Origin of the sequence: Microbacterium sp. ZW CA_36 (assembly GCF_044987475.1) — a bacterium.
Classification (GTDB): Bacteria; Actinomycetota; Actinomycetes; order Actinomycetales; family Microbacteriaceae; genus Microbacterium.
On record NZ_JBJDRL010000005.1, the window covers coordinates 87,038 to 105,027 of the forward strand.

The 17,990-nt window shown below is 65.0% G+C and carries 17 protein-coding genes; 3 read left to right on the forward strand and 14 right to left on the reverse strand.

Going from position 1 to position 17,990, the window contains the following annotated elements; translation table 11 throughout:
* Nucleotides 1–12: 12 nt before the first annotated feature.
* The 11 genes from ACI3KX_RS04555 to ACI3KX_RS04605 form a co-directional block, all read right to left on the reverse strand.
* Nucleotides 13–1,533, reverse strand: a complete 1,521-nt coding sequence (locus ACI3KX_RS04555) for a cytochrome bc complex cytochrome b subunit (RefSeq protein WP_404908094.1) — start codon at nt 1,531–1,533, stop codon at nt 13–15.
* 112 nt (nt 1,534–1,645) lie between these two features.
* Nucleotides 1,646–3,007: an NAD(P)/FAD-dependent oxidoreductase gene (locus ACI3KX_RS04560; RefSeq protein ID WP_404908096.1), complete on the reverse strand. Its 1,362-nt coding sequence runs from the start codon at nt 3,005–3,007 to the stop codon at nt 1,646–1,648.
* A gap of 359 nt (nt 3,008–3,366) precedes the next feature.
* Nucleotides 3,367–4,122, reverse strand: a complete 756-nt coding sequence (locus tag ACI3KX_RS04565; RefSeq protein WP_404908098.1) for an SDR family oxidoreductase — start codon at nt 4,120–4,122, stop codon at nt 3,367–3,369.
* A gap of 79 nt (nt 4,123–4,201) precedes the next feature.
* Nucleotides 4,202–4,534: a hypothetical protein gene (locus tag ACI3KX_RS04570; protein ID WP_404908099.1), complete on the reverse strand. Its 333-nt coding sequence runs from the start codon at nt 4,532–4,534 to the stop codon at nt 4,202–4,204.
* Between the two features lie 59 nt (nt 4,535–4,593).
* Nucleotides 4,594–5,529, reverse strand: coding sequence for an RNA polymerase sigma-70 factor (locus ACI3KX_RS04575; protein ID WP_404908102.1), 936 nt, complete (start codon nt 5,527–5,529; stop codon nt 4,594–4,596).
* Complete coding sequence (locus ACI3KX_RS04580) at nt 5,519–6,289, reverse strand: SDR family oxidoreductase (RefSeq protein ID WP_404908105.1); 771 nt, start codon at nt 6,287–6,289, stop codon at nt 5,519–5,521. The genes ACI3KX_RS04575 and ACI3KX_RS04580 overlap by 11 nt, the downstream gene beginning before the upstream one ends.
* 124 nt (nt 6,290–6,413) lie before the next feature.
* The gene (locus ACI3KX_RS04585; RefSeq protein ID WP_404908108.1) at nt 6,414–7,010 is read right to left on the reverse strand and encodes a hypothetical protein; all 597 of its coding nucleotides are present in this window, start codon (nt 7,008–7,010) and stop codon (nt 6,414–6,416) included.
* Between the two features lie 70 nt (nt 7,011–7,080).
* Nucleotides 7,081–7,725: a carboxymuconolactone decarboxylase family protein gene (locus ACI3KX_RS04590; protein ID WP_404908111.1), complete on the reverse strand. Its 645-nt coding sequence runs from the start codon at nt 7,723–7,725 to the stop codon at nt 7,081–7,083.
* Between the two features lie 231 nt (nt 7,726–7,956).
* On the reverse strand, nt 7,957–8,895 hold the full coding sequence (locus ACI3KX_RS04595; protein ID WP_404908113.1) for an alpha/beta fold hydrolase: 939 nt from the start codon (nt 8,893–8,895) through the stop codon (nt 7,957–7,959).
* Nucleotides 8,896–8,963: 68 nt separating this feature from the next.
* Nucleotides 8,964–9,707: an alpha/beta fold hydrolase gene (locus tag ACI3KX_RS04600; RefSeq protein WP_404908115.1), complete on the reverse strand. Its 744-nt coding sequence runs from the start codon at nt 9,705–9,707 to the stop codon at nt 8,964–8,966.
* A 54-nt stretch (nt 9,708–9,761) separates the two neighbouring features.
* Nucleotides 9,762–10,712, reverse strand: a complete 951-nt coding sequence (locus tag ACI3KX_RS04605; RefSeq protein WP_404908118.1) for an alpha/beta hydrolase — start codon at nt 10,710–10,712, stop codon at nt 9,762–9,764.
* A gap of 208 nt (nt 10,713–10,920) precedes the next feature.
* Between ACI3KX_RS04605 and ACI3KX_RS04610 the strand changes: the two genes are divergently transcribed.
* Together ACI3KX_RS04610 and ACI3KX_RS04615 are read left to right on the forward strand one after the other, a co-directional pair.
* Nucleotides 10,921–11,709 carry an SDR family oxidoreductase gene (locus ACI3KX_RS04610; protein ID WP_404908121.1) on the forward strand — a complete coding sequence of 263 codons (789 nt, stop codon included), beginning with the start codon at nt 10,921–10,923 and terminating at the stop codon, nt 11,707–11,709.
* Nucleotides 11,710–11,817: 108 nt separating this feature from the next.
* Nucleotides 11,818–12,573, forward strand: coding sequence for an SDR family oxidoreductase (locus ACI3KX_RS04615; RefSeq protein WP_404908124.1), 756 nt, complete (start codon nt 11,818–11,820; stop codon nt 12,571–12,573).
* 767 nt (nt 12,574–13,340) lie between these two features.
* On the opposite strand, the gene ACI3KX_RS04620 is transcribed toward ACI3KX_RS04615, so the two are convergent.
* The gene (locus ACI3KX_RS04620) at nt 13,341–14,549 is read right to left on the reverse strand and encodes a tyrosine-type recombinase/integrase (RefSeq protein WP_404908127.1); all 1,209 of its coding nucleotides are present in this window, start codon (nt 14,547–14,549) and stop codon (nt 13,341–13,343) included.
* 251 nt (nt 14,550–14,800) lie between these two features.
* Complete coding sequence (locus ACI3KX_RS04625) at nt 14,801–16,114, reverse strand: glycosyltransferase (RefSeq protein WP_404908130.1); 1,314 nt, start codon at nt 16,112–16,114, stop codon at nt 14,801–14,803.
* Nucleotides 16,115–16,153: 39 nt separating this feature from the next.
* On the opposite strand from ACI3KX_RS04625, the gene dcd reads away from it, so the two are divergent.
* Nucleotides 16,154–16,759, forward strand: a complete 606-nt coding sequence (gene dcd / locus ACI3KX_RS04630) for a dCTP deaminase (RefSeq protein WP_349425623.1) — start codon at nt 16,154–16,156, stop codon at nt 16,757–16,759.
* Nucleotides 16,760–16,763: 4 nt separating this feature from the next.
* Here the strand turns inward: dcd and ACI3KX_RS04635 are convergent, their stop codons facing one another.
* On the reverse strand, nt 16,764–17,780 hold the full coding sequence (locus ACI3KX_RS04635) for a hypothetical protein (RefSeq protein ID WP_404908133.1): 1,017 nt from the start codon (nt 17,778–17,780) through the stop codon (nt 16,764–16,766).
* Between the last annotated feature and the right edge of the window lie 210 nt (nt 17,781–17,990).

Genomic DNA, 17,990 nt, shown 5'->3' on the forward strand with positions numbered 1-17,990 from the left:
GTCGGCTCGGCGTCACGGCTTCGTGCCGTTGGGAGCAGGATCCGCCAATGACGGCCGTGACGCCGTAGGCGACATCTCCTCGCCTTTCATGGTGGCCGTCGGCGAGATTCGATCGGCGAGCAGGCGCACGGCCAGCCAGCCGCGCATTCGCTCCACTCGTCGCAGCCGTCCGGCCTCGTTCGGTCGCGCCTCAACGGCCTGCACTGGCTGGTGGGCGGCGAGCCGCCATCTCTCATACTCATCGAGCGGTTGATGCACCTCGATGTATTCACCACCGGGCATTCGGACGATGCGCCCAGTCTCGTAGCCGTGCAGCACAAGTTCCCGGTCCTTGCGCTGCAATGCGATGCAGACGCGCTGGGCGACGAGGAAGCCCGCTAGAGGTCCAACGAGCAGCGCCACTTGCAGCGTGACGATCACTGTCTCAATCGACAGGTGAAAGAGCAGCGCGATGATGTCGGCGCTGCCTGCGGCCCAGAAGACTCCGTAAAGAATGACGCCGGCGACTCCGATCGAGGTGCGGTTGGTGGTGTTGCGGGGGCGGTCGAGGATGTGGTGGTCCGCGCTGTCCCGCATGATCCACCCCTCGAGGAACGGGTAGAGGGCGACAATGAGGAGGAATGCGCCGACGACTGCCAACGGAACCAAAACGGCGAGTGTCCAGGTCCGGTCGAGGAACTCGAACTCCCACCCTGGGGGCACCAAGCGCAGCGCACCGTCAAGGAACCCTGTGTACCAGTCGGGCTGACTCCCGGCGGACGCGTTGCCCGGGTCGGCGGGGCCATAGTTCCATATTGGGTTGACGGTGACGAGCGTCGCCATGAGAACCAGGAGGCCGACGACGACGGTGAAGAGCCCGCCCGCTCGTAGAGCGGCGTTAGGGAGCAGAGGAATGCCGACGATGTTGTTCTCCTCACGGCCACCCGCGGCGAACTGTGGAGGCTGGCTCGTGAACGCGGATCGAGCGCGACCCGTGATCAGTGCAAGCAGTCCGACGGGGACCACGAGGATGTGAATCAGGAAGAGATTCTCGATGATCCTTCCCGGGAACTCGCCTCCGAAAAGAACCGTTGACAGCCACGTGCCGATCATGGGGATCCCGAGGGTAATGCCCTCCACGATACGGAGCCCTGATCCGGAGAGCATGTCATCAGGCAGGGCGTATCCGCTCCACCCCCCGGCGAGGACGAAGATGAGCAGGAGGAACAGCATCAGCCAGCTGCCTCGACGAGGACGTCGGAATGCACCGGTGAAGTACGTCACCAGTAGTTGGACCAGGACTGACGCGGGAACCATCAAGGCGGCCCAGTGATGGAGCTGACGAAGAAGTAGTCCGCCAGGTACTTCGAACGACACGCGCATCACGGAATCGAAGGCCCGCGAGGCAGTGGCGCCAGTTAAGGGCTCGTACGGCCCAAGATAGGTGACAGCCTCGCTGGACGGCGCGTAGACGACCATCAGCACGATGCCAGTGACGAAGAGCACCGCAACGCTGGCTACGGTGATGACGCCGAATAAGTTCGTCCAGTGCACGGGTATGGAGCGTCCGCGCATTTCTTGCCGGACGGAGGCCACCACAGCACCCGCGCGGGTACTGCGGAGGCGATCCGACGCGCGGTCCGTGAATGGTTGCGTGCGCCGTCGATCAACTGGCATGCCGTGCCTCGCCCGGTAGACGATCCGGAAGGCGGACGATCGGCGGAACAGCGTCGAGGAAGGCTGCTCGTGGATGCTGAACCGATTGGAGAGAGACGATGTCGCGGCCGAACAGGAACGAGACAACCCACAACAACAGCACGCGCGCCTTGCGGTCCCACGTGGGTACGGCCAGAACGTGATAGCCGCGGTGCATCAGCCAAGCCAGGAGCCCTTTGATGACGATGCCCTTGTACTCGAAGATGCCGTATCCGAGACCGAGGGTCGCGACGGTGCCGAGGCTGTGGTGCACATAGTCGTGGGGCGACTCTCCCTGGAGGACTGCTGCGATGTTCTTGGCGAGGAGGCGTCCCTGCCGGACAGCGTGTTGCGCGTTCGGTACCGTGCGCGCTCCAGCGATTGGAGAAGTCAGGTCGGGGATGGCAGCGTTATCGCCGGCGGCCCACGCGTCTTCGATGATCTCGTGAGCGGTACCAATCCGGAGGTCTGGTCGCGTGATCAACAATCCTCTGGCGTCGACCGGCAAATCCGTGTGCGAGGCAACGACCGGATTCGTCGCGTTGCCTGCAGCCCAGACCAACACGTTCGATGCGTACCGCTCGCCGGTGGACAACCGAACCTCTCCGCCGACGGCCGACACGAGCTGGGTGTTGAGGTGCAGGATCCCGCCGCGCTGTGTCAGATGTTCGACCACCCATCGGCCGGGCTTCTGCGTCACCTCGGGGAGGATCCGCGCGTTGGCCTCGACCAGGTGGAAGCTGAGCTCAGAGAAGCGGAGTTCCGGGTAGGACTTCAGCAGTGACGACGCAAGAGCAAGCATCTCGCCGAAAGCCTCCACACCGGAGAACCCCCCGCCGACGACCGTCGCCGTGAGGAGGCGCCGACGCTCGGGCCCTGGAGGGAGTGCTGCTGCTGCTTGGAACGCGGTGAGCAGTTGGTCACGCACCGCGACGGCTTCCTCGATGGTCTTCAATCCGATGGCATGCTCAGAGATCCCGTCGATCGGGAAGACACGGGACACGGCCCCCGCAGTCACCACGATGATGTCGTAGTCCAGTCTTTGAACAGTGCCATCCGGCATCTCGACCAGCACGTGCTTGTCGGCGTGCGAGATCGATGTGACGGGGCCCGGTATCACCGTAGTCCGCCGCAGATGGCTGCGGAGCGAGACCGCGACATGACGCGCTTCGACGGATCCCGCCACCACTTCGGGAAGGAACGGCTGATAGGTCATGTACGGCCGCGGCTCGACGATGGTGATGCGAGCCTGTCTGTTGCGAAGCCGCTTTTCCAGGTTCCACGCCGCGTAAAACCCCGCGTAACCGCCACCTACGATGAGGATGTTCTTCATCAGTCTGTCTCCATTCCCTCACAAATAAAGACCAGGTGGCAATGTGGTTTGTGACGGTTGCCGCGGAGTTCGGCGGACCTGGGCCGGAGGAATGGTTGGTCAGTAGTCGGCGTGCGATTCCATCGAAATGTCGAGTCCTGTTTGGGTCGCGGCCCAAGCGGTGAGTGCACTGTCGAGCTGCCGCCGGAGCCACTCAGCAGACAACGAGTCAGTCGGCAGGGACGCGAGTTGCCTTTGTCGGTCGTCGACAGTGCCGGAGAGTTCTTCGGGTTGGAAGCGTGGGTCTTGCATTGGACCTACCTTCTTTCGGGACGGATGAAGGGTGTGAGAAATGGTGGTCACTCCTCACACCCTCACTCTCAGTTCTTGCCCTGTGAGGCGAGCCATTCGTCGAGTGTGGTCGACGAGAGCTGCGCGCCTTCGATCGGAAGAAGCGTTGACTTTTCGATGTTCGCTCCGAAGTACTGAGCGTCGGGGCCGGTGTTGACCGGGCGCTGATCATTCGTTGCGGCGAACGTTCGCTTGATGAATTCCTCGATGGGGAACGATTCTGGTCCGGCCACCTCGATGGGGCCGTTGGCGGGTTCCCCGGCGGCGGCGCGCCCTACGGCCGTTGCGACATCTTCCGCGGCGATCGGCTGTATCAGGGCGTCGGCGACGTGAACTTCCTCTCCCTGCGTGGAGGTGAAGACGATCGCCGGAGCGAATTCGAAGAACTGCGTGGCGTGGACCAGGGTGTAGGGCACACCTGAGTCCGCAATCAGCTTCTCCTGAGCAGCCTTTCCGTGGAAATAGCTGATGTCCTGAGGCCGGTTTGTTCCGACCACGGTCAGCGCAACGTGGTGCTTGACGCCCGCTTCCTTTTCCGCAGCGAGTTGGTGCCTCGTGGACGTCGTGAAGAAGTCCATCACCACATCCGGAGCATACGAGGGCGACTGCGTCGTGTCGACAACCACGTCGGCTCCCTCGAGTGCCTTCGCAAGCCCCTCACCGGTCACCGTGTCGACACCGGTCTTGCGGGACGCAGCAACGGCATCGTGGCCGTGTTCGATGAGCTTCTCCACGACGCGGGAGCCGACGTGCCCGGTGCCTCCGATAACTACGATCCTTGCCATTTCGGATACCTTCCGTCTTTGAGACACCGACGTGATGTCCCAAAGAGTTGACCGACGAGCGATGTTGGATGTGACGCTGTCATCGATTCCAGTGGCGAAGCTTTTCTGGGTTGCACACCACCCAGACACGGGACAGCCGGCCCGAGCGGAACTCCGCCGTGATGACGCCGACGACGCGCTCGTCCCGAAGGAGCGTGATCCCTGGGACGCCGTTGATGGACGCAATCACAGCAGTAGTACCCGCGGTCATCAGCGCCACCAGCTCTGAGGACGCGGCAGACCGCCCGTTCAGCGGGATTGACGCGGTGTGCACGTGCCCTCCGCTATCGACGACCAACGTCACCGATCGATGAAGGAGAGCACGAAGCGCTTGCTCGTCCTTCGCCGTCAGCGATCTCGACAGCTCTTCCATGGCTGCCTCATTGGCGCCACCATGCATCCGGCGTATCCACGCCGGATACTGCCCGCGGGTCATGCGCTGACCGCGGTGGCGTGCCGCAATTTCTGCGGGCTCATCACCCAAAGAATTTGCAGGATGCCGTCACTCGACGGTGTCACGGTCACCACGGTGGTGACCTGCCCGTCTTGTGTGAGGGTTGCGGCAGGTTGCCCGTTGACCTCGACCCAATCGATGGTCTTGTTTGTCCAGAAGTGGTGCGCGAACGCGGAGACAAACTTTGCCACCCGTCTGCGCCCAATCACGGGGATACGTGCGGCCTGCCGCACCCCGTTGCCATCTGTGTAGCTCACGACATCGGCCGCAAAGAGCGACTCGAGCTCGCGGACATCCCCCTTCTGCGCAGCAGTCAGAAACGCTTCGAGAAGACGCCTTTGCGCTCCCGGGTCCACCGTCGAATTCCTTGCAGACGAGAGGTGTGCGCGTGCTCTGCTGACCAGCTGTCGTGCGCTGGCCGGGCTGGACGATATCACGTCAGCAATGCGCGGGTAGGGGTAGTCGAAGGCTTCGCGGAGTATGTACGCCGCCCTCTCTGTTGGTGTCAACTTTTCCAGCGTGAGCAGAATCGCGTACTGCAGTGCTTCGGCGCGCTCCGCTCCGAGGGCGGGATCGTCTTCCGTGTTGACCGGCTCCGGGAGCCACGGTCCGATGTACGTCTCGCGGCGCACACGGGGAGACTGAAGGATGTTTATCGACAACCTCGTAACGATCGTAGTTAGGAAGGCAATTGGTTCCTGTACCTTCGTGCGGTCGGTGTTCTGCCAACGGATCCAGGCTTCCTGGACGACGTCTTCGGCATCGGTGACGGTGCTTAGCATCCGATAAGCGATGCCGAACAAGCGTCGGCGGTGCGCGTCGAACGTTTTCAGCGCGTCCTCTAGTTCGGTGCACACACCGAAATGTTCGTCGGTCTTCGTGCATTCGTGCACGTTGGTCTCTTCAGCGCCCACGTGAGACCTTGCTTCTGCTTTCTTCGCGCACCCAGGAATCCAACGTCGTAAGGGCATGCACCGAGGGTGCGTGCGGGAGCAACATCTCACTGGAGATGTTGAAACCGAGCGGCGTGATCTCGTCATCCGCCACAACATAGCGCGGGTCGTTGTCGGCGCGGAGGACGCGATGAACGAATTCTGGGAGCAGCATCTGTTCGGGCCCGCCCATGTCTACCGCACCGAATAGTGGTGCCGCCATGGCCACCTCCACGAGCTTGTCAGCGACCTCCGAAGCTGCGACCGGTTGCACGGGCTTTGCCGGCAGGTGCACGGTGTCTTCGGTCGTGTTCCATTCCGCGATCCTGCGCGCGAAATCGTAGAACTGGGTGGATCGCAGGATCGAGAAGGGCGTCGAACCGGACCGCACCAGGCGCTCCTGGATGCCTTTGGCCGCGAAGTACCCCTCTTCGCCTGTGTGGTCTGCGCCGACGATCGAGAGCACGACGTGGTGGTTCACGCCCGCCTTCTCCTCGGCGGACAGCAGACGTGTGGTGGTGTCCTCGAAGAATTCTCGTGCGGCATGACTGGACAGATCTGGCGCGTTCGTCACGTCGATGACAGCATCCGCGAGCTCCAGAGCGGCGTCCAGGCCGCGGCCCGTCCGCGCGTCCACACCGGTCGCGCGCGACGCCACCACTACGGCTTGGGCCCGGCGCTCCAGGTTCTCGACAACCTTCCGGCCTACCTGTCCTGTTCCACCCAACACAACGATCCGCATTAGTGCCCGCTCCGTTCTGAACGACTTCGATCTGCTCAGATGCCGTCCTCTACATGAGACCGGGTGGGGATTCGATTTGTGACAGATGGACCAGGTACTTTGCTGACTACGCGCAGCCGCAGCATCAGTCGGGGTACGCCGCTCGTATGCGGCGTCGCTCGTACGTGAGCGTCGCGGTCAACAGCGCCAATCCGACGATTACTCCGGATGCCTGTGCAAGGAGTGGTTGGACGCCCCCTCCGAAGACCAGGAAGAGGGTGACGAGAGCTCCGCCGAGCACGGAGTTCACGGTTCCGATCATGCTCGCCATCGTGAACAGGAATGATGAACGCGAGTAGCGCACACCTAGCTCTCCAGTGCGCGGATTGTCGAGAGAGATCAGTCCCGGGCCGGAAGGATGCAGGCTGACGAAGTGCTCACGGATCCGCACCATACGCCGACGCACCGTGATGTTCTCGACACTGGTGTCGACCAAACGCACGACGGTGAACCAGCCGAGCATGAAGATCGTGGGGACGACTGTAGATGTGAGGGCAGCCAGCAAAGCCGGCGATCCGCCCGCGAATCCAATGGCTACCAGTCCGCTGGACAGCGCTGACAGGTAGATCGTGCTGCGCGTTCCCGCCTCGGCGATCGTCGAGCTGGCGACCGATTGCAGAACGAATAGCTCAGTGCCGACCGCACTGTTAAGTGCGGCCGTGTCGGGATTCGTATCCGCCATCAGTGCACCTGTGACTCCGCGAACGCGGGGAGACCCCGGCGCTCGTCTGGAAGGGCGCGCATCAAGGGGATCATGAGACGCTCCGGTGCTCCGGGGCCACTTCGTAGTGACTCGTGATTGCTACTCGATTGAAGGCGTTAATGATGATGGCCAGCCATCTCACCGCGGCGTGCTGTTCCACTGAGAGCGCATCAGTTGCGTCGTGATGCAACGCTCGCCCGGCCTGTTGGTCGGCGATGAGCGTCACGGTCTCCGTGATAGCGAGCGCGGCCTTTTCGACCGGCGTGAAGTAGTCGGTGTCGCGCCACGCGCTGAGAACGGCGAGTCGGTCGGATGTTTCGCCTGTGGCAAGCGCGTCGCGGGTATGCATCCGCAGGCAGAACGCGCAACCATTCAGCTGAGACGCGCGAACGCGGATCAGTTCGATGATGTGCGGGTCAAGACCTGCTCGTGCCGCTAGGAGGTTGGCCTCCTTGCCTGCCGACAGGAGCGCCTTGTAGACAGCGGGTGCGGCGTGATCGAGGTGCGCGGGAGGTAACCCGGGCATCGTCTCGGTATCTGAAATTGTTTCTTGCTGGCTGATGGTCGACATGTTCACCTTCCGGATGTGGGTGTGACGGATCACGCCGCTGTTCACTTCACTGACCGAGCGGGAACCCGAATTGTGACGGGCGCCGGGACGCGATGCGTGCGCATGATGGTCAGCGCTGGTCACACCTCACCGTTATCCGCAGTCACATTGGTAGCCCGCCCCGCGATCGCGATGGAGTGACCTTCTGTCGGGGTGTCAGGATCATCAGAAGCGCATGAAAGACAACCTGGAACGCAAGGTCGTTCTCGTCACCGGTGCATCGTCGACATCAAGAATCGGAGGCGCCACCGCTCTCGCGATTGAGCGGATGCCGAAGATGGTGTGTCGTCGAGTTGTCGACGGTGCACCACGTGCTTACGGCGTGCCGGCTCCGTCGCCCGGAGGTTCCGCAACATCCGCAACCGCTTGGGCGAATGCTTGCGGTGCTTCCGCCGGCAGATGGTGGCCCGCGTGGTCGATCTGTCGATGTTCGCGGGGCCCGGAGAATAGGTGCGCGTGTTGCGACCCGTCCGTCGCGGGGAAGTTTCCATCCGCCGTCCCGTCGAGCGTGATCGTGGGAACGCTGATCGCTGGGGCCAGAGCCAAACGCTGCTCGAGTTCGTCGTATGCCGCCGCCCCGGCCGCCAAACCCAGCCGGTGACGGTACGAATGGATGACTACCTCGACGTAGTCCGGGTTATCGAAAGCGCGTGCGGCGCGGTTCAACTGTGCTGCGCTGAACGCCCATTCTGGCGAATTCCTCCGCCAGATCACCTCGGCGATGTCTCGTCTGTTCGCATCCAGGCCGCGACGACCTCGATCGGTGGCGAAGTACCAGAAGTACCAGAATCCGGCCTCGAGGTCTGGGCGTATTGGCGTCTGAGAGTCGGCGATGTTCTGGATGAGGTAGCCGTTCACGGAGACTAGTCCGGAGATCCTCTCCGGCCACAGTGCTGCGACGACACATGCGGCGCGGCCGCCCCAGTCGTATCCGGCGAGAACGGGCTCGTCCAGGTCCAGGGCGTCGATGAAGTTCAGGAGGTCAGATCCCAATGCAGCCTGCTGACCGGTGCGGGGGGTTCGATCGTCTCGAAACCGAGTCGGGCCGTGTCCACGCAGATACGGCGCGATGACTCGATATCCGGCATCGACCAGCATCGGTGCCACCTCGACGTAACTGTGCACGTCATAGGGATAGCCGTGCAGGAGCACTACGGGGTCCGCAGACGAGTCGCCGAGGTCGAAGTAGGCGACGGACAGTTCGCCGGCGTCGATGTGTTTAGTGGTGAGAAAGGGGGAGGAGTCAGAGGTCATGGGTGGTCCTTCTCGGCGATGGTGTGGCGTCCCGCACCGCCAGGGCACTGCGGGACGCCACGGTCTTGTTAGGCCACGCTCGACGTGACGCTGGCGAAGTACGCCTTGCCGGCGGACGCGATCACCTCAGCGACGACCTCCGGGCGCGAGACCAGAGCGGCGTGGGACGCCCCCTGGATCTCCTGTGTTCCGCGGGAGGATGCGCGCTCTGCGCCAGCGCGGAACACCGCCACCGGGATGTTGCGGTCCTGGTCGCCGTAGACGTGCCACGAGGGGATGTCCTTCCATGCAGGACGGGTGGTGGGCAGTGCGTCCGTGAGAGCGCTTTCGGTGACGGGCCGCTGGGTCGCGGCCATGAGCGCGGCGGTGTCGTCCGCCACGTCGGCGGCGAACTGGTGGTGGAATGCCTCTGGGCGGATGGCGAACTCGTTGCCGCCCGATGCCAACGGGTACACGCTGAGGGTGTCCCCGAGAGTGCTGCCCGGTGCACTGTTCGATAGGTCGAACGCGCTCTGCCCGGTATCCGGGGTGAACGCCGAAACGTAGACGAGGCCGACGACGGCCTTGTTGAGGGAGGCCGCCTCGGTGATCACCAGTCCGCCATACGAATGTCCGACGAGAACGACCGGACCGCCGATGGCCGAGATGACGTCGCGCACGTAGGACGCGTCGCCGGCGAGGCTGCGCAGCGGGTTGGCGACGGCGACGACCTTTACGCCATGGCTCTGGAGCTGGGCGATGACGGCGTTCCAGGACGCAGACTCAGCGAACGCGCCGTGGACGAGGACGATGGTGGGCTTTTCGGGGGTCACGATTTCTTCTCTCTTCGGTGTTGGTGTGGGTGTTTGGGGTGTGAGCGTGGGTGGTTATGCGGCGGCGAAGGCCTTGCGGAGGACGTGGATGGCCTGTTCGATGGCGCCGGTGCTGGCGGCGGAGCTGCGAAGCGGGTTGAGCATCATGAAGTCGTGGATCGTCCCGTCGTAGCGGACGAGCGTGGTGCGCACGCCGGCCTCGATGAGCTTTCGCCCGTACGCTTCCCCCTCGTCGCGGAGGACATCGTTCTCGTCGACGATCAGGAAGGTCTCGGGGAGACCCTTCAGCTCGTCGATCGGGGCCTGCAGCGGGGATGCGGTGACGTCCTTGCGGGCGTCGAGGTCGGGGAGGTAGTTGTCCCAGAACCAGGCCATCGCATCGGCTCGAAGGTGAAATCCTTCGGCGAACTCGCGGTAGCTGCCGGTGTCCATGGCGGAGTCGGTGACGGGGTAATACAGCGACTGGTGGATGAAGGCGACATCACCGCGCTTCTTGGCGAGGATCGCGACGACCGCAGCCATGTTCCCGCCGACGGAGTCGCCGGCGATGGCAAGACGCGACGCGTCGAGGCCCTTGGCCGCGCCCTCGTTCATGATCCAGCGAGCCGTCGCGTAAGCCTGTTCGACGGCGACCGGATGATGCGCTTCAGGCGACCGGTCGTACTCGACGAACACGATCGCCGCGTCGGCGCCCGTCGCAAGATCGCGCACGAGGCGGTCGTGGGTGCCGGTATTGCCCAGCACCCAGCCGCCACCGTGCACGAAGAGAACGACCGGGAGGTCGGTGGTGGTGCCCACCGGCTTCACGATGCGCACCCGCACATCGCCGACCTCGGCCGGGACGGTGATCCACTCGTCGGTTACGTCCGGCTTGGCGATCGGTGCCGCCTGGACATCGTCCAACAGCTTCCGGGCACCGTCGACGCCGAGGTCCGCGAGGAACGGGGGCTTGGAGGCGGCGTCGGCGAACGCTTGGGCTTCCGGCTCCAGAACATGCTGAGTCATGACAGATCCTTTCGGTCTTGTGGTGTGAGCCGTTCTCGACCGTCACCGGTTCTGCAGCCCATGCAAGAAAGGACCACGTCGAGTCGGCGATTGTGACAACTCTGCGGCCAAACATTTCTCGGTTCTTCGTGTCACAAGCGCTATGCCTGCCCGGTCAATTGGGTACAGGCGGGCATCCGTGACAGCCCGCGGCAACCGAAGGAGCACCATGAAGCTCACGGTCATCGGCGGAACCGGATTGATCGGCGGCAGACTCACCAGCACACTCCAGGACGCCGGCCACGATGTTCTCGTTGCGGCACGCGCAACGGGCGTGAACTCGTACACCGGCGAGGGGTTGGAAGAAGCGTTGACCGGCGCGGACGTGCTCGTCGACGTATCGAACTCCTCGTACACCGACGAAGCGGCCGCCCGCGACTTCTTCTACACCTCAACGATGAATCTGCTCAGCTACGGTCGAGCAGTTGGTGTCCCGCACTATGTCGCGCTCTCGGTCGTCGGAACGGACAGACTCGCCCGCGCTGAAGGCGGATATTTCGCGGCTAAGGAGCAACAGGAGCGGCTGATCGTCGAATCGCAGCAGCCATACTCCCTTGTGCACGCAACACAGTTCTTCGAATTCATCCGTAACATCACCGATCGAGCGACGCACGGCGGGAAACTTCGTGTAGCGGATGTGCTCGTGCAGCCTATGGCCGCCGCGGATGTCGCCCGCGGCGTCGCTGAGGTTGCCCTCGGGACGCCGCTGTACGGGATGGCCGAGTTCGGAGGACCGGAAGTCTTCACCCTCGAGCAGCTAGCGATCCAGGATCTGCGGTTCCGTCAGGACGAGCGAGACGTGCTGGTGGACCCCCTCAGCACCTATTTCGGCGCACACCTGCAGAGCCGCGACCTCCTCCCCGGAGCAACGGCGAGGATCGCGCCGACGAGATATCACGACTGGCGGATCCAATCGCGCGTTGCCGACGCAACCGTGACCCCCTCTCGCGCTGAGTGACGCCACGCCGCGCTGCGGTTACAGCAAAGTGGCTGTCACATCCATTGCCTCACCGTGGTCACTACTGATGGGCACGCCTTCACCGTGCTCTCGAGAGGAAGGCATGAAATGGCAAAGATCGTCGTTGTCGGGGGCACGGGCCTCATCGGATCGAAGGTCGTCTCGAAGCTCACCGCCCACGGGCACGAGGCCATCGCGGCATCGCCCAACACGGGCGTCAACACGCTGACCGGCGAGGGTGTGGCGGAAGTCCTCCAGGGTGCCGATACCGTCGTAGACGTGTCGAACTCGCCGTCGTTCGCGGCCGAAGATGTGATGGAGTTCTTCACCACGTCGACGAAAAACCTGCTCGGCGCGGAGTCGACGGCCGGAGTGAAGCATCATGTTGCTCTCACGATTGTCGGCACAAACAGGCCCCAGAGTATTCCGTACTTCTCGGCGAAGGTCGCCCAGGAAAAGCTGATTCGTGACTCGGGAATTGGATACTCGCTGGTGCACGCCACGCAGTTCTTCGAGTTCATCGGCAGCATTGCCGACATCTCGACCGAGGGCAACACGGTCCGGCTTCCGGGCGGTCTGGTCCAGCCGATCGCCGCAGAGGATGTCGCGACGGCCGTCGCTCGCACGGCCGCGGGCACACCACAGGGCGACATCGAGATCGCAGGACCTGAGGCCTTCGGCATGTACGAGTTCATTCGGCGCGGCCTCACGTTCCGTAAGGACCCTCGAGAGGTCGTGCGCGACGACAGCGCACCGTACTACGGTGCACAGATTGAAGAGCGCACGCTTCTCCCAGTCGAAGGCGCCGAGATCTTCGACACGCGTCTGGAGGACTGGCTGCCGCTCAACCCCCCCCGCAAGTAACTGCACGGACGGTTGCCTCACCCCTCGACCGCCCCTTGACGCCACTCGGCCCTCTGCGATCGCATGCTCCTCACGGACGGCGAAGTCGCAGGGGGCCGCGCTCTTAGTTGCCCACGATCTCTAGATTCGTGGTGGTTACGATTCGGCCGTCTGCCGGATCGACGGGCATTCAACTCTCGTGCGACCCGGTCGCTTCACGAGCGCCACCCATCGAACGCGACGACATCGGCGGCAACTTTGGAAGCCTAAGCCTGGCCCACCGAGGGTCGACGAGTCGCTTGTAATCGTGACAATCGCGAAGCGGCGGGCCGCGCTCTTGCGAAGAATCCGCGAACAACTGAACGCGGGCAGGGATCCTTGAACGTGCGCGAACATAACGTCGAACCGCGCCGAATCACGCGAACGTCCTCCGACACTCTCGAGACTATTGCCGGGGGCGGGGTTCAAATCCCTGCGTTCTGGATGACCGAGGCGAGACTCAGGCGCTCGGGTGTTGTTGCCCTCAGATGAGGTGCGGTGAGACGCTTAGCGGACAAGACAATACGTCGTCCGATTCGTCTCACGCGTTCTCGCGTTGGGAACTCGTGCCCACATGGTGCCCACGGACGATCACGATTGGTACGGATCCAGAGGGAGCGGCAGCAGATTCTGGTCGGTCGCAAGCCGCGGAATTCCGCAGATCTCGGGCGAGACGGATCCAGATGGATCGAACCTCTTTGGGTTCAATTCCCACGGTCAGCCGTGATGTCCTGACTCCGACACCACGGTCAATGGGAATCGACCCAGGCTGCCAACGTCTCGACCGCCTTCCGGCCTTCGGTAGTGAGCACGTGACGGTACGGGTCTGAAGCCTCCGGGCTGCCGTGACCGCTGACGCCCGCGGACGCTGCCCACGGGATGCCAGCGTGCTCGGACAGTGTGACGTAGGAGTGGCGGAACCAATGCGTGGTAGCCGAGGCTTGGTCGACTCCCGCGCGGGCCAGTGCAGTGCGGAGGTCGGCGTTGTCGTCGGTGTTTGTCTTCGGTGATCCGTTCGCACGATGCCAAATCAGCCCATGTGGGTTCGGGCCGAGATCGGCGTCGCGATGAGCGCGCAGCTGCTTGATTGCTGAGTCGGTGAGGGGAATCTCGCGGGGCTGCATGTTCTTCGGGCGCACCAGCACGTGCCGATCCTCGAGTGCTACCCACTCGAGGTCTGCGGCCAGATCGATGTGGCGTTGGGGGCAGTTGCCGGCACGCTTCCTGCCGCAGTCGCCATCGCAGCCGTGGGCGAATGTTGCGTCAGTCAGTGACCACGACAAGCTCGCTACGCCCCGGTCAAGCTCGACGTCCTCCCAGCGGAGTGCACGTGCCTCGCCGCTGCGCAATCCGGTGAGTAGAGCGAGCGTCCAACGCGGATCGCCCGCTCCGAGCAGCGCCCGAGCCTCCTCGCGTGTCAGCGAAGACCGGGCCTTCCCGGCGCGAGTCCGTCGGGGAGGGGTGAGCGCGGCGACGTTCTCGGCGATGATGCGTTCCGCCCTCGCATGCTCGAGCAGGCTCACCAGCGTGCGATGCGCGCTCGCGACGGTGGAGTCTCCGGCGCCGCGTTTTCGGACGGCGGCGTGCATACGTCGCACGTCGGCGGGCGTGAGGTCGGCGGCGATGCGATGACCGAGGACCGGGAGGATGCTCGCTTTGAGGTTGGATCGATACCCGGTCAGCGTCTTCGGCTTCGTGCGGCCGGCGACGTCATCGAGCCACGCCTGTGCCAGGTCGCTGACACGCGTGGAGCGGTCAAGAACCATGCCGATCGAGTCGCGCTCCCGAAGCATCAGGTTCAGCTTCTTGACGGCTCCGTCCTTGGTCTTGGACATCCGCGCCTTCTGCAGGCGCGTGCCGCTCTCCGGGTCGAATCCGACGTCGACGACTGCACGCCACATCTTCCGGCTCTCCACCCAGTACAGGGCCCCTTGGCCGTGCTCGCGCGACTTCGGCATGCCCGCATGGTAGCAAGAGGTATACACATAGGTGTACACATAGCCATGGCGCGCTGTGGCGAGGTGTGTCGCGAGAGGGCCGGAAATCCGCGGAAATTGATCCGCAGAACGCCCCATCAGTGGGGTGGTATCCGATTGGGAAGCAGAAGTTCTGCCATTGAACTACAGCCCCGGACGCCGGATGCCGGCGCGTGGCAAGGATAACAGAGCGGATGCCGTGGGCACGAAGTCGCGGCATCCGCCCGCGTCGATCAGAGCGATGCCTCGATGATGCGCGCGCTGGCCGCGGCGCCGTCCTCGTCGGCGTACGCCCGCTGTACGTCCCGGGCGACGGAGCGGATGCCGGGGTCGGACAGCACGCGGCGCACGGCGTCGAGGAACTCGGGCGATCCGGCACGCTTCGGCGGGATCGCGATGGCGTGTCCGCGCTTCTCGCACATGCGCACGTGCCAGGTCTGCTCGGGCTGCAGCCCCATTCCGACGAAGGGGATGCCGGTGGCGCACGCCGTCTGGACGGTTCCCTGTCCGCCGTGGAGCACCGCCGCGTCGACGAGACCGCCGAGCCGGTGAGCGGGAAGGAGATCGGTGATGTGGACGTTCGGCGGGAGGTCGTCACCCGGTTCGAGGTAGTGGGCGATCGGGGCGACGACGTTCACCGGCAGCGTGCCGAGCGCGCGGGCCGCACGCAGGGCGAGTTCGCGGTTGGCCGACGAGCCGAGCCCGAGATAGACCAGCGGCTCGGCGGCCGCTGCGAGCTGCTCCACGATCTCGGGAAGCGGAGCGTCGATGTGGGCGAAGATCGGACCCACGCGCTCGAAGCCGTCGGGCAGGGTGAATCCGTCGAGCTCCCACGGCATCTCGGTGATCAGGTTCCGGTCCGCGGTGATGAGGGAGGCGACCGTGCGCAGCGGCGGCACGCCGTTGTCCGCTGCGACCTGGGCGAATGCCCGAGGCGCGAGCGGAGCTTTCGTGTAGATCCACCGGAAGGCCGCCGTCGCCAGCAGATCGGCGAACCGGGCGAGCCTTCCTCGTCCGCCGACGAGGAACAGGTGGCGCGCCTGCCGCACCTGCGGCTCGGTCAGCGCGAACGGCACCGGGTAGAAGAGCGGCACCTGCTCGGCGCGGGCCGAGATGTACGACGTCAGGTTCGATCCCGTCACGACGGCGGCGGCGGAGTGCTCGCGGATGAGCTGCCGTTCGACGTCGACGCGGGCGCCCACGAGCTCGCGCGTCAGCGGGCTCTTGAGCGTCTTGCCCTGGTCGAACGCGATCAGCTGGTCCCGCTCGCGCGACGTGAACACCGGCGTGCACGAGACGTACTCGAACCCCGCCTCGCGGATGAGTGCGACGTAGTCGTCCTCGTAGCCCATGAAGACGATCCGGTGCACGGGATCCATGGCTCGTGCGACCTGGATCATGCGCGTGGTCTCGGCCAGGTTGAACGTCACCGGGCAGAAGAGCACGGTCGCCATGTCATCCCTCTCTGTCGTGGCCGGCGGCGCACGGGTGGGTGCACGCCGGGCGGCGGCATCCGTCATCGTCGTCTCGAGCGTAGGGCCCGTCACGTTCGGTCGGCGAGGACGCCGCCCGGATAGGCTGGCTGCGTGCTGCTCAGTGACCGCGACATCCGGCTCGAGATCGACGCGGGACGCATCGGGCTCGATCCGTGGGACCCGGCGATGGTGCAGCCCTCCAGCGTCGACGTGCGGCTCGACCGGTACTTCCGTCTCTTCGACAACCACAAGTACCCGTTCATCGATCCGGCCGAGGACCAGCCCGAGCTCACGCGGCTCATCGAGGTCGACCCCTCCGAGCCGTTCATCCTGCACCCCGGCGAGTTCGCGCTGGGGTCCACGTTCGAGCAGATCTCGCTCCCCGACGACATCGCGGCCCGCCTCGAGGGCAAGTCTTCGCTCGGTCGTCTCGGCCTGCTGACGCACTCGACCGCCGGCTTCATCGACCCGGGGTTCACGGGTCACGTCACGCTCGAGCTGTCGAACGTCGCGACGCTCCCGATCAAGCTGTGGCCGGGCATGAAGATCGGGCAGGTCTGCTACTTCCGGCTCACCTCGCCCGCCGAGAGCCCCTACGGCTCCGGTCCCTACGGCAACCGGTATCAGGGTCAGCGGGGGCCCACGGCATCGCGCTCGTTCCAGAACTTCCACCGCACGAACGTGGGGGACAGGGATGCCGGGAGCCGCGGCTCCTGAACGCTCAGGGCGTCGGCTCGACGATGCTCGGCTCCCGCGCGTAGACCCGCACGTTCGGCCCCTCGAGCACGAACTGGAGCGACGTGCCCAGCGGGAAGCGCTCACGCAGCTCGTCGGGCGACGACTGGACGACCTCCAAGGACGCCGACGCCGGATACGACCCGGCAGCACAGCTGCCCGCACCGAACCCATCCGGCGGGGTCAGGATGTAGAGGCAGGTCTGGGAGCTGCCCGGTACGACGGATTGGCGAAGAGACAGCACGCGGAGGCCGTGGAAGTCGTCGAAGACGCGGCCACCCGAGGGGCGTACCCCGAAGGACTCGTCCGGCCACTCGGCCTCCGCATCCTCGCTCAGGACGGCGACTCCGCCCTCCTCGATGTTCTGGATCCAGGTGGACAGCCCCGCGCCGATGAGCAGGGCGGCGACGACCGAGGCCGCCCACGGCACCGGGATGCGGCGCCACCATGGCCGGACCGGCGCGTCCGTGGACATGTCCGAGGTCGGAGCGTCATCACCGCCGGGGTCGGTCGCCGCCGGTCCGGCATCGGCGTCCGCAGCTTCGGAGACGCCGCGCCGCACCCCGGCGCCGGCAATGGCACCGGGTGGCGTCGCCGCCCCGGCCATCGGCGTGGGAGCATCGGATCCCGGTGCGGGTTCAGCCGAGGCCGTGGCGGCGCGGTGCACGCCGGCTGCGGCATCCGTCCCCGCTCTGTCCTCGCCCGGGAGCGCCGGCTGACGGACAGCCGCCCGGGGTGCGCCTGCCCGCGATGCCCCATCGGCGCCGATCTGTGCCGGCGCGCCGCCTGCCCCCGGCGCCTCGACGCGCGTTGCCGCCTCCAGCACCGGAGCGGCGTCGGCTGCCGGCGCGGTCGACCCGGCTCGCGCGGCAGACGCTATGGCCTCGAGCTCGTGCAGCCGCGCCAGCGCTGCGGGATCGGAGTGGATGTCGGCATCGCGCCCGTAGGCGCGCGCCTGGAGAGCGCGGAGCTCGTCCAGCGGCAGGTCGGTCGGCGTTGACATCGAGGCAATCCTCCCTCACCCCGGGGGCGAAGGCGATCGTGCGCCGACGGGCCGCAGCATCGTGTCGGGCAGCGTGCCGGGCGAGGGATGTGCGGCGGGCGATCCCCAGATCGCCCGCCGCACGGACGAGCCCGCGCCCCCACGTCGTGCCCGTCCTCGGAAACGGTCCCTGTCCCCACACCGGATGCCGCGCCCACGCTTACTGCACTC

Bases quoted from the DNA above. Each gene is read 5' to 3' on its own strand.
- ACI3KX_RS04560 (WP_404908096.1), bottom strand. From the start codon at position 3,007: ATGAAGAACATCCTCATCGTAGGTGGCGGTTACGCGGGGTTTTACGCG.
- ACI3KX_RS04565 (WP_404908098.1), bottom strand. From the start codon at position 4,122: ATGGCAAGGATCGTAGTTATCGGAGGCACCGGGCACGTCGGCTCCCGC.
- ACI3KX_RS04570 (WP_404908099.1), bottom strand. From the start codon at position 4,534: ATGGAAGAGCTGTCGAGATCGCTGACGGCGAAGGACGAGCAAGCGCTT.
- ACI3KX_RS04580 (WP_404908105.1), bottom strand. From the start codon at position 6,289: ATGCGGATCGTTGTGTTGGGTGGAACAGGACAGGTAGGCCGGAAGGTT.
- ACI3KX_RS04585 (WP_404908108.1), bottom strand. From the start codon at position 7,010: ATGGCGGATACGAATCCCGACACGGCCGCACTTAACAGTGCGGTCGGC.
- ACI3KX_RS04595 (WP_404908113.1), bottom strand. From the start codon at position 8,895: ATGACCTCTGACTCCTCCCCCTTTCTCACCACTAAACACATCGACGCC.
- ACI3KX_RS04605 (WP_404908118.1), bottom strand. From the start codon at position 10,712: ATGACTCAGCATGTTCTGGAGCCGGAAGCCCAAGCGTTCGCCGACGCC.
- ACI3KX_RS04610 (WP_404908121.1), top strand. From the start codon at position 10,921: ATGAAGCTCACGGTCATCGGCGGAACCGGATTGATCGGCGGCAGACTC.
- ACI3KX_RS04615 (WP_404908124.1), top strand. From the start codon at position 11,818: ATGGCAAAGATCGTCGTTGTCGGGGGCACGGGCCTCATCGGATCGAAG.
- ACI3KX_RS04620 (WP_404908127.1), bottom strand. From the start codon at position 14,549: ATGCCGAAGTCGCGCGAGCACGGCCAAGGGGCCCTGTACTGGGTGGAG.
- ACI3KX_RS04635 (WP_404908133.1), bottom strand. From the start codon at position 17,780: ATGTCAACGCCGACCGACCTGCCGCTGGACGAGCTCCGCGCTCTCCAG.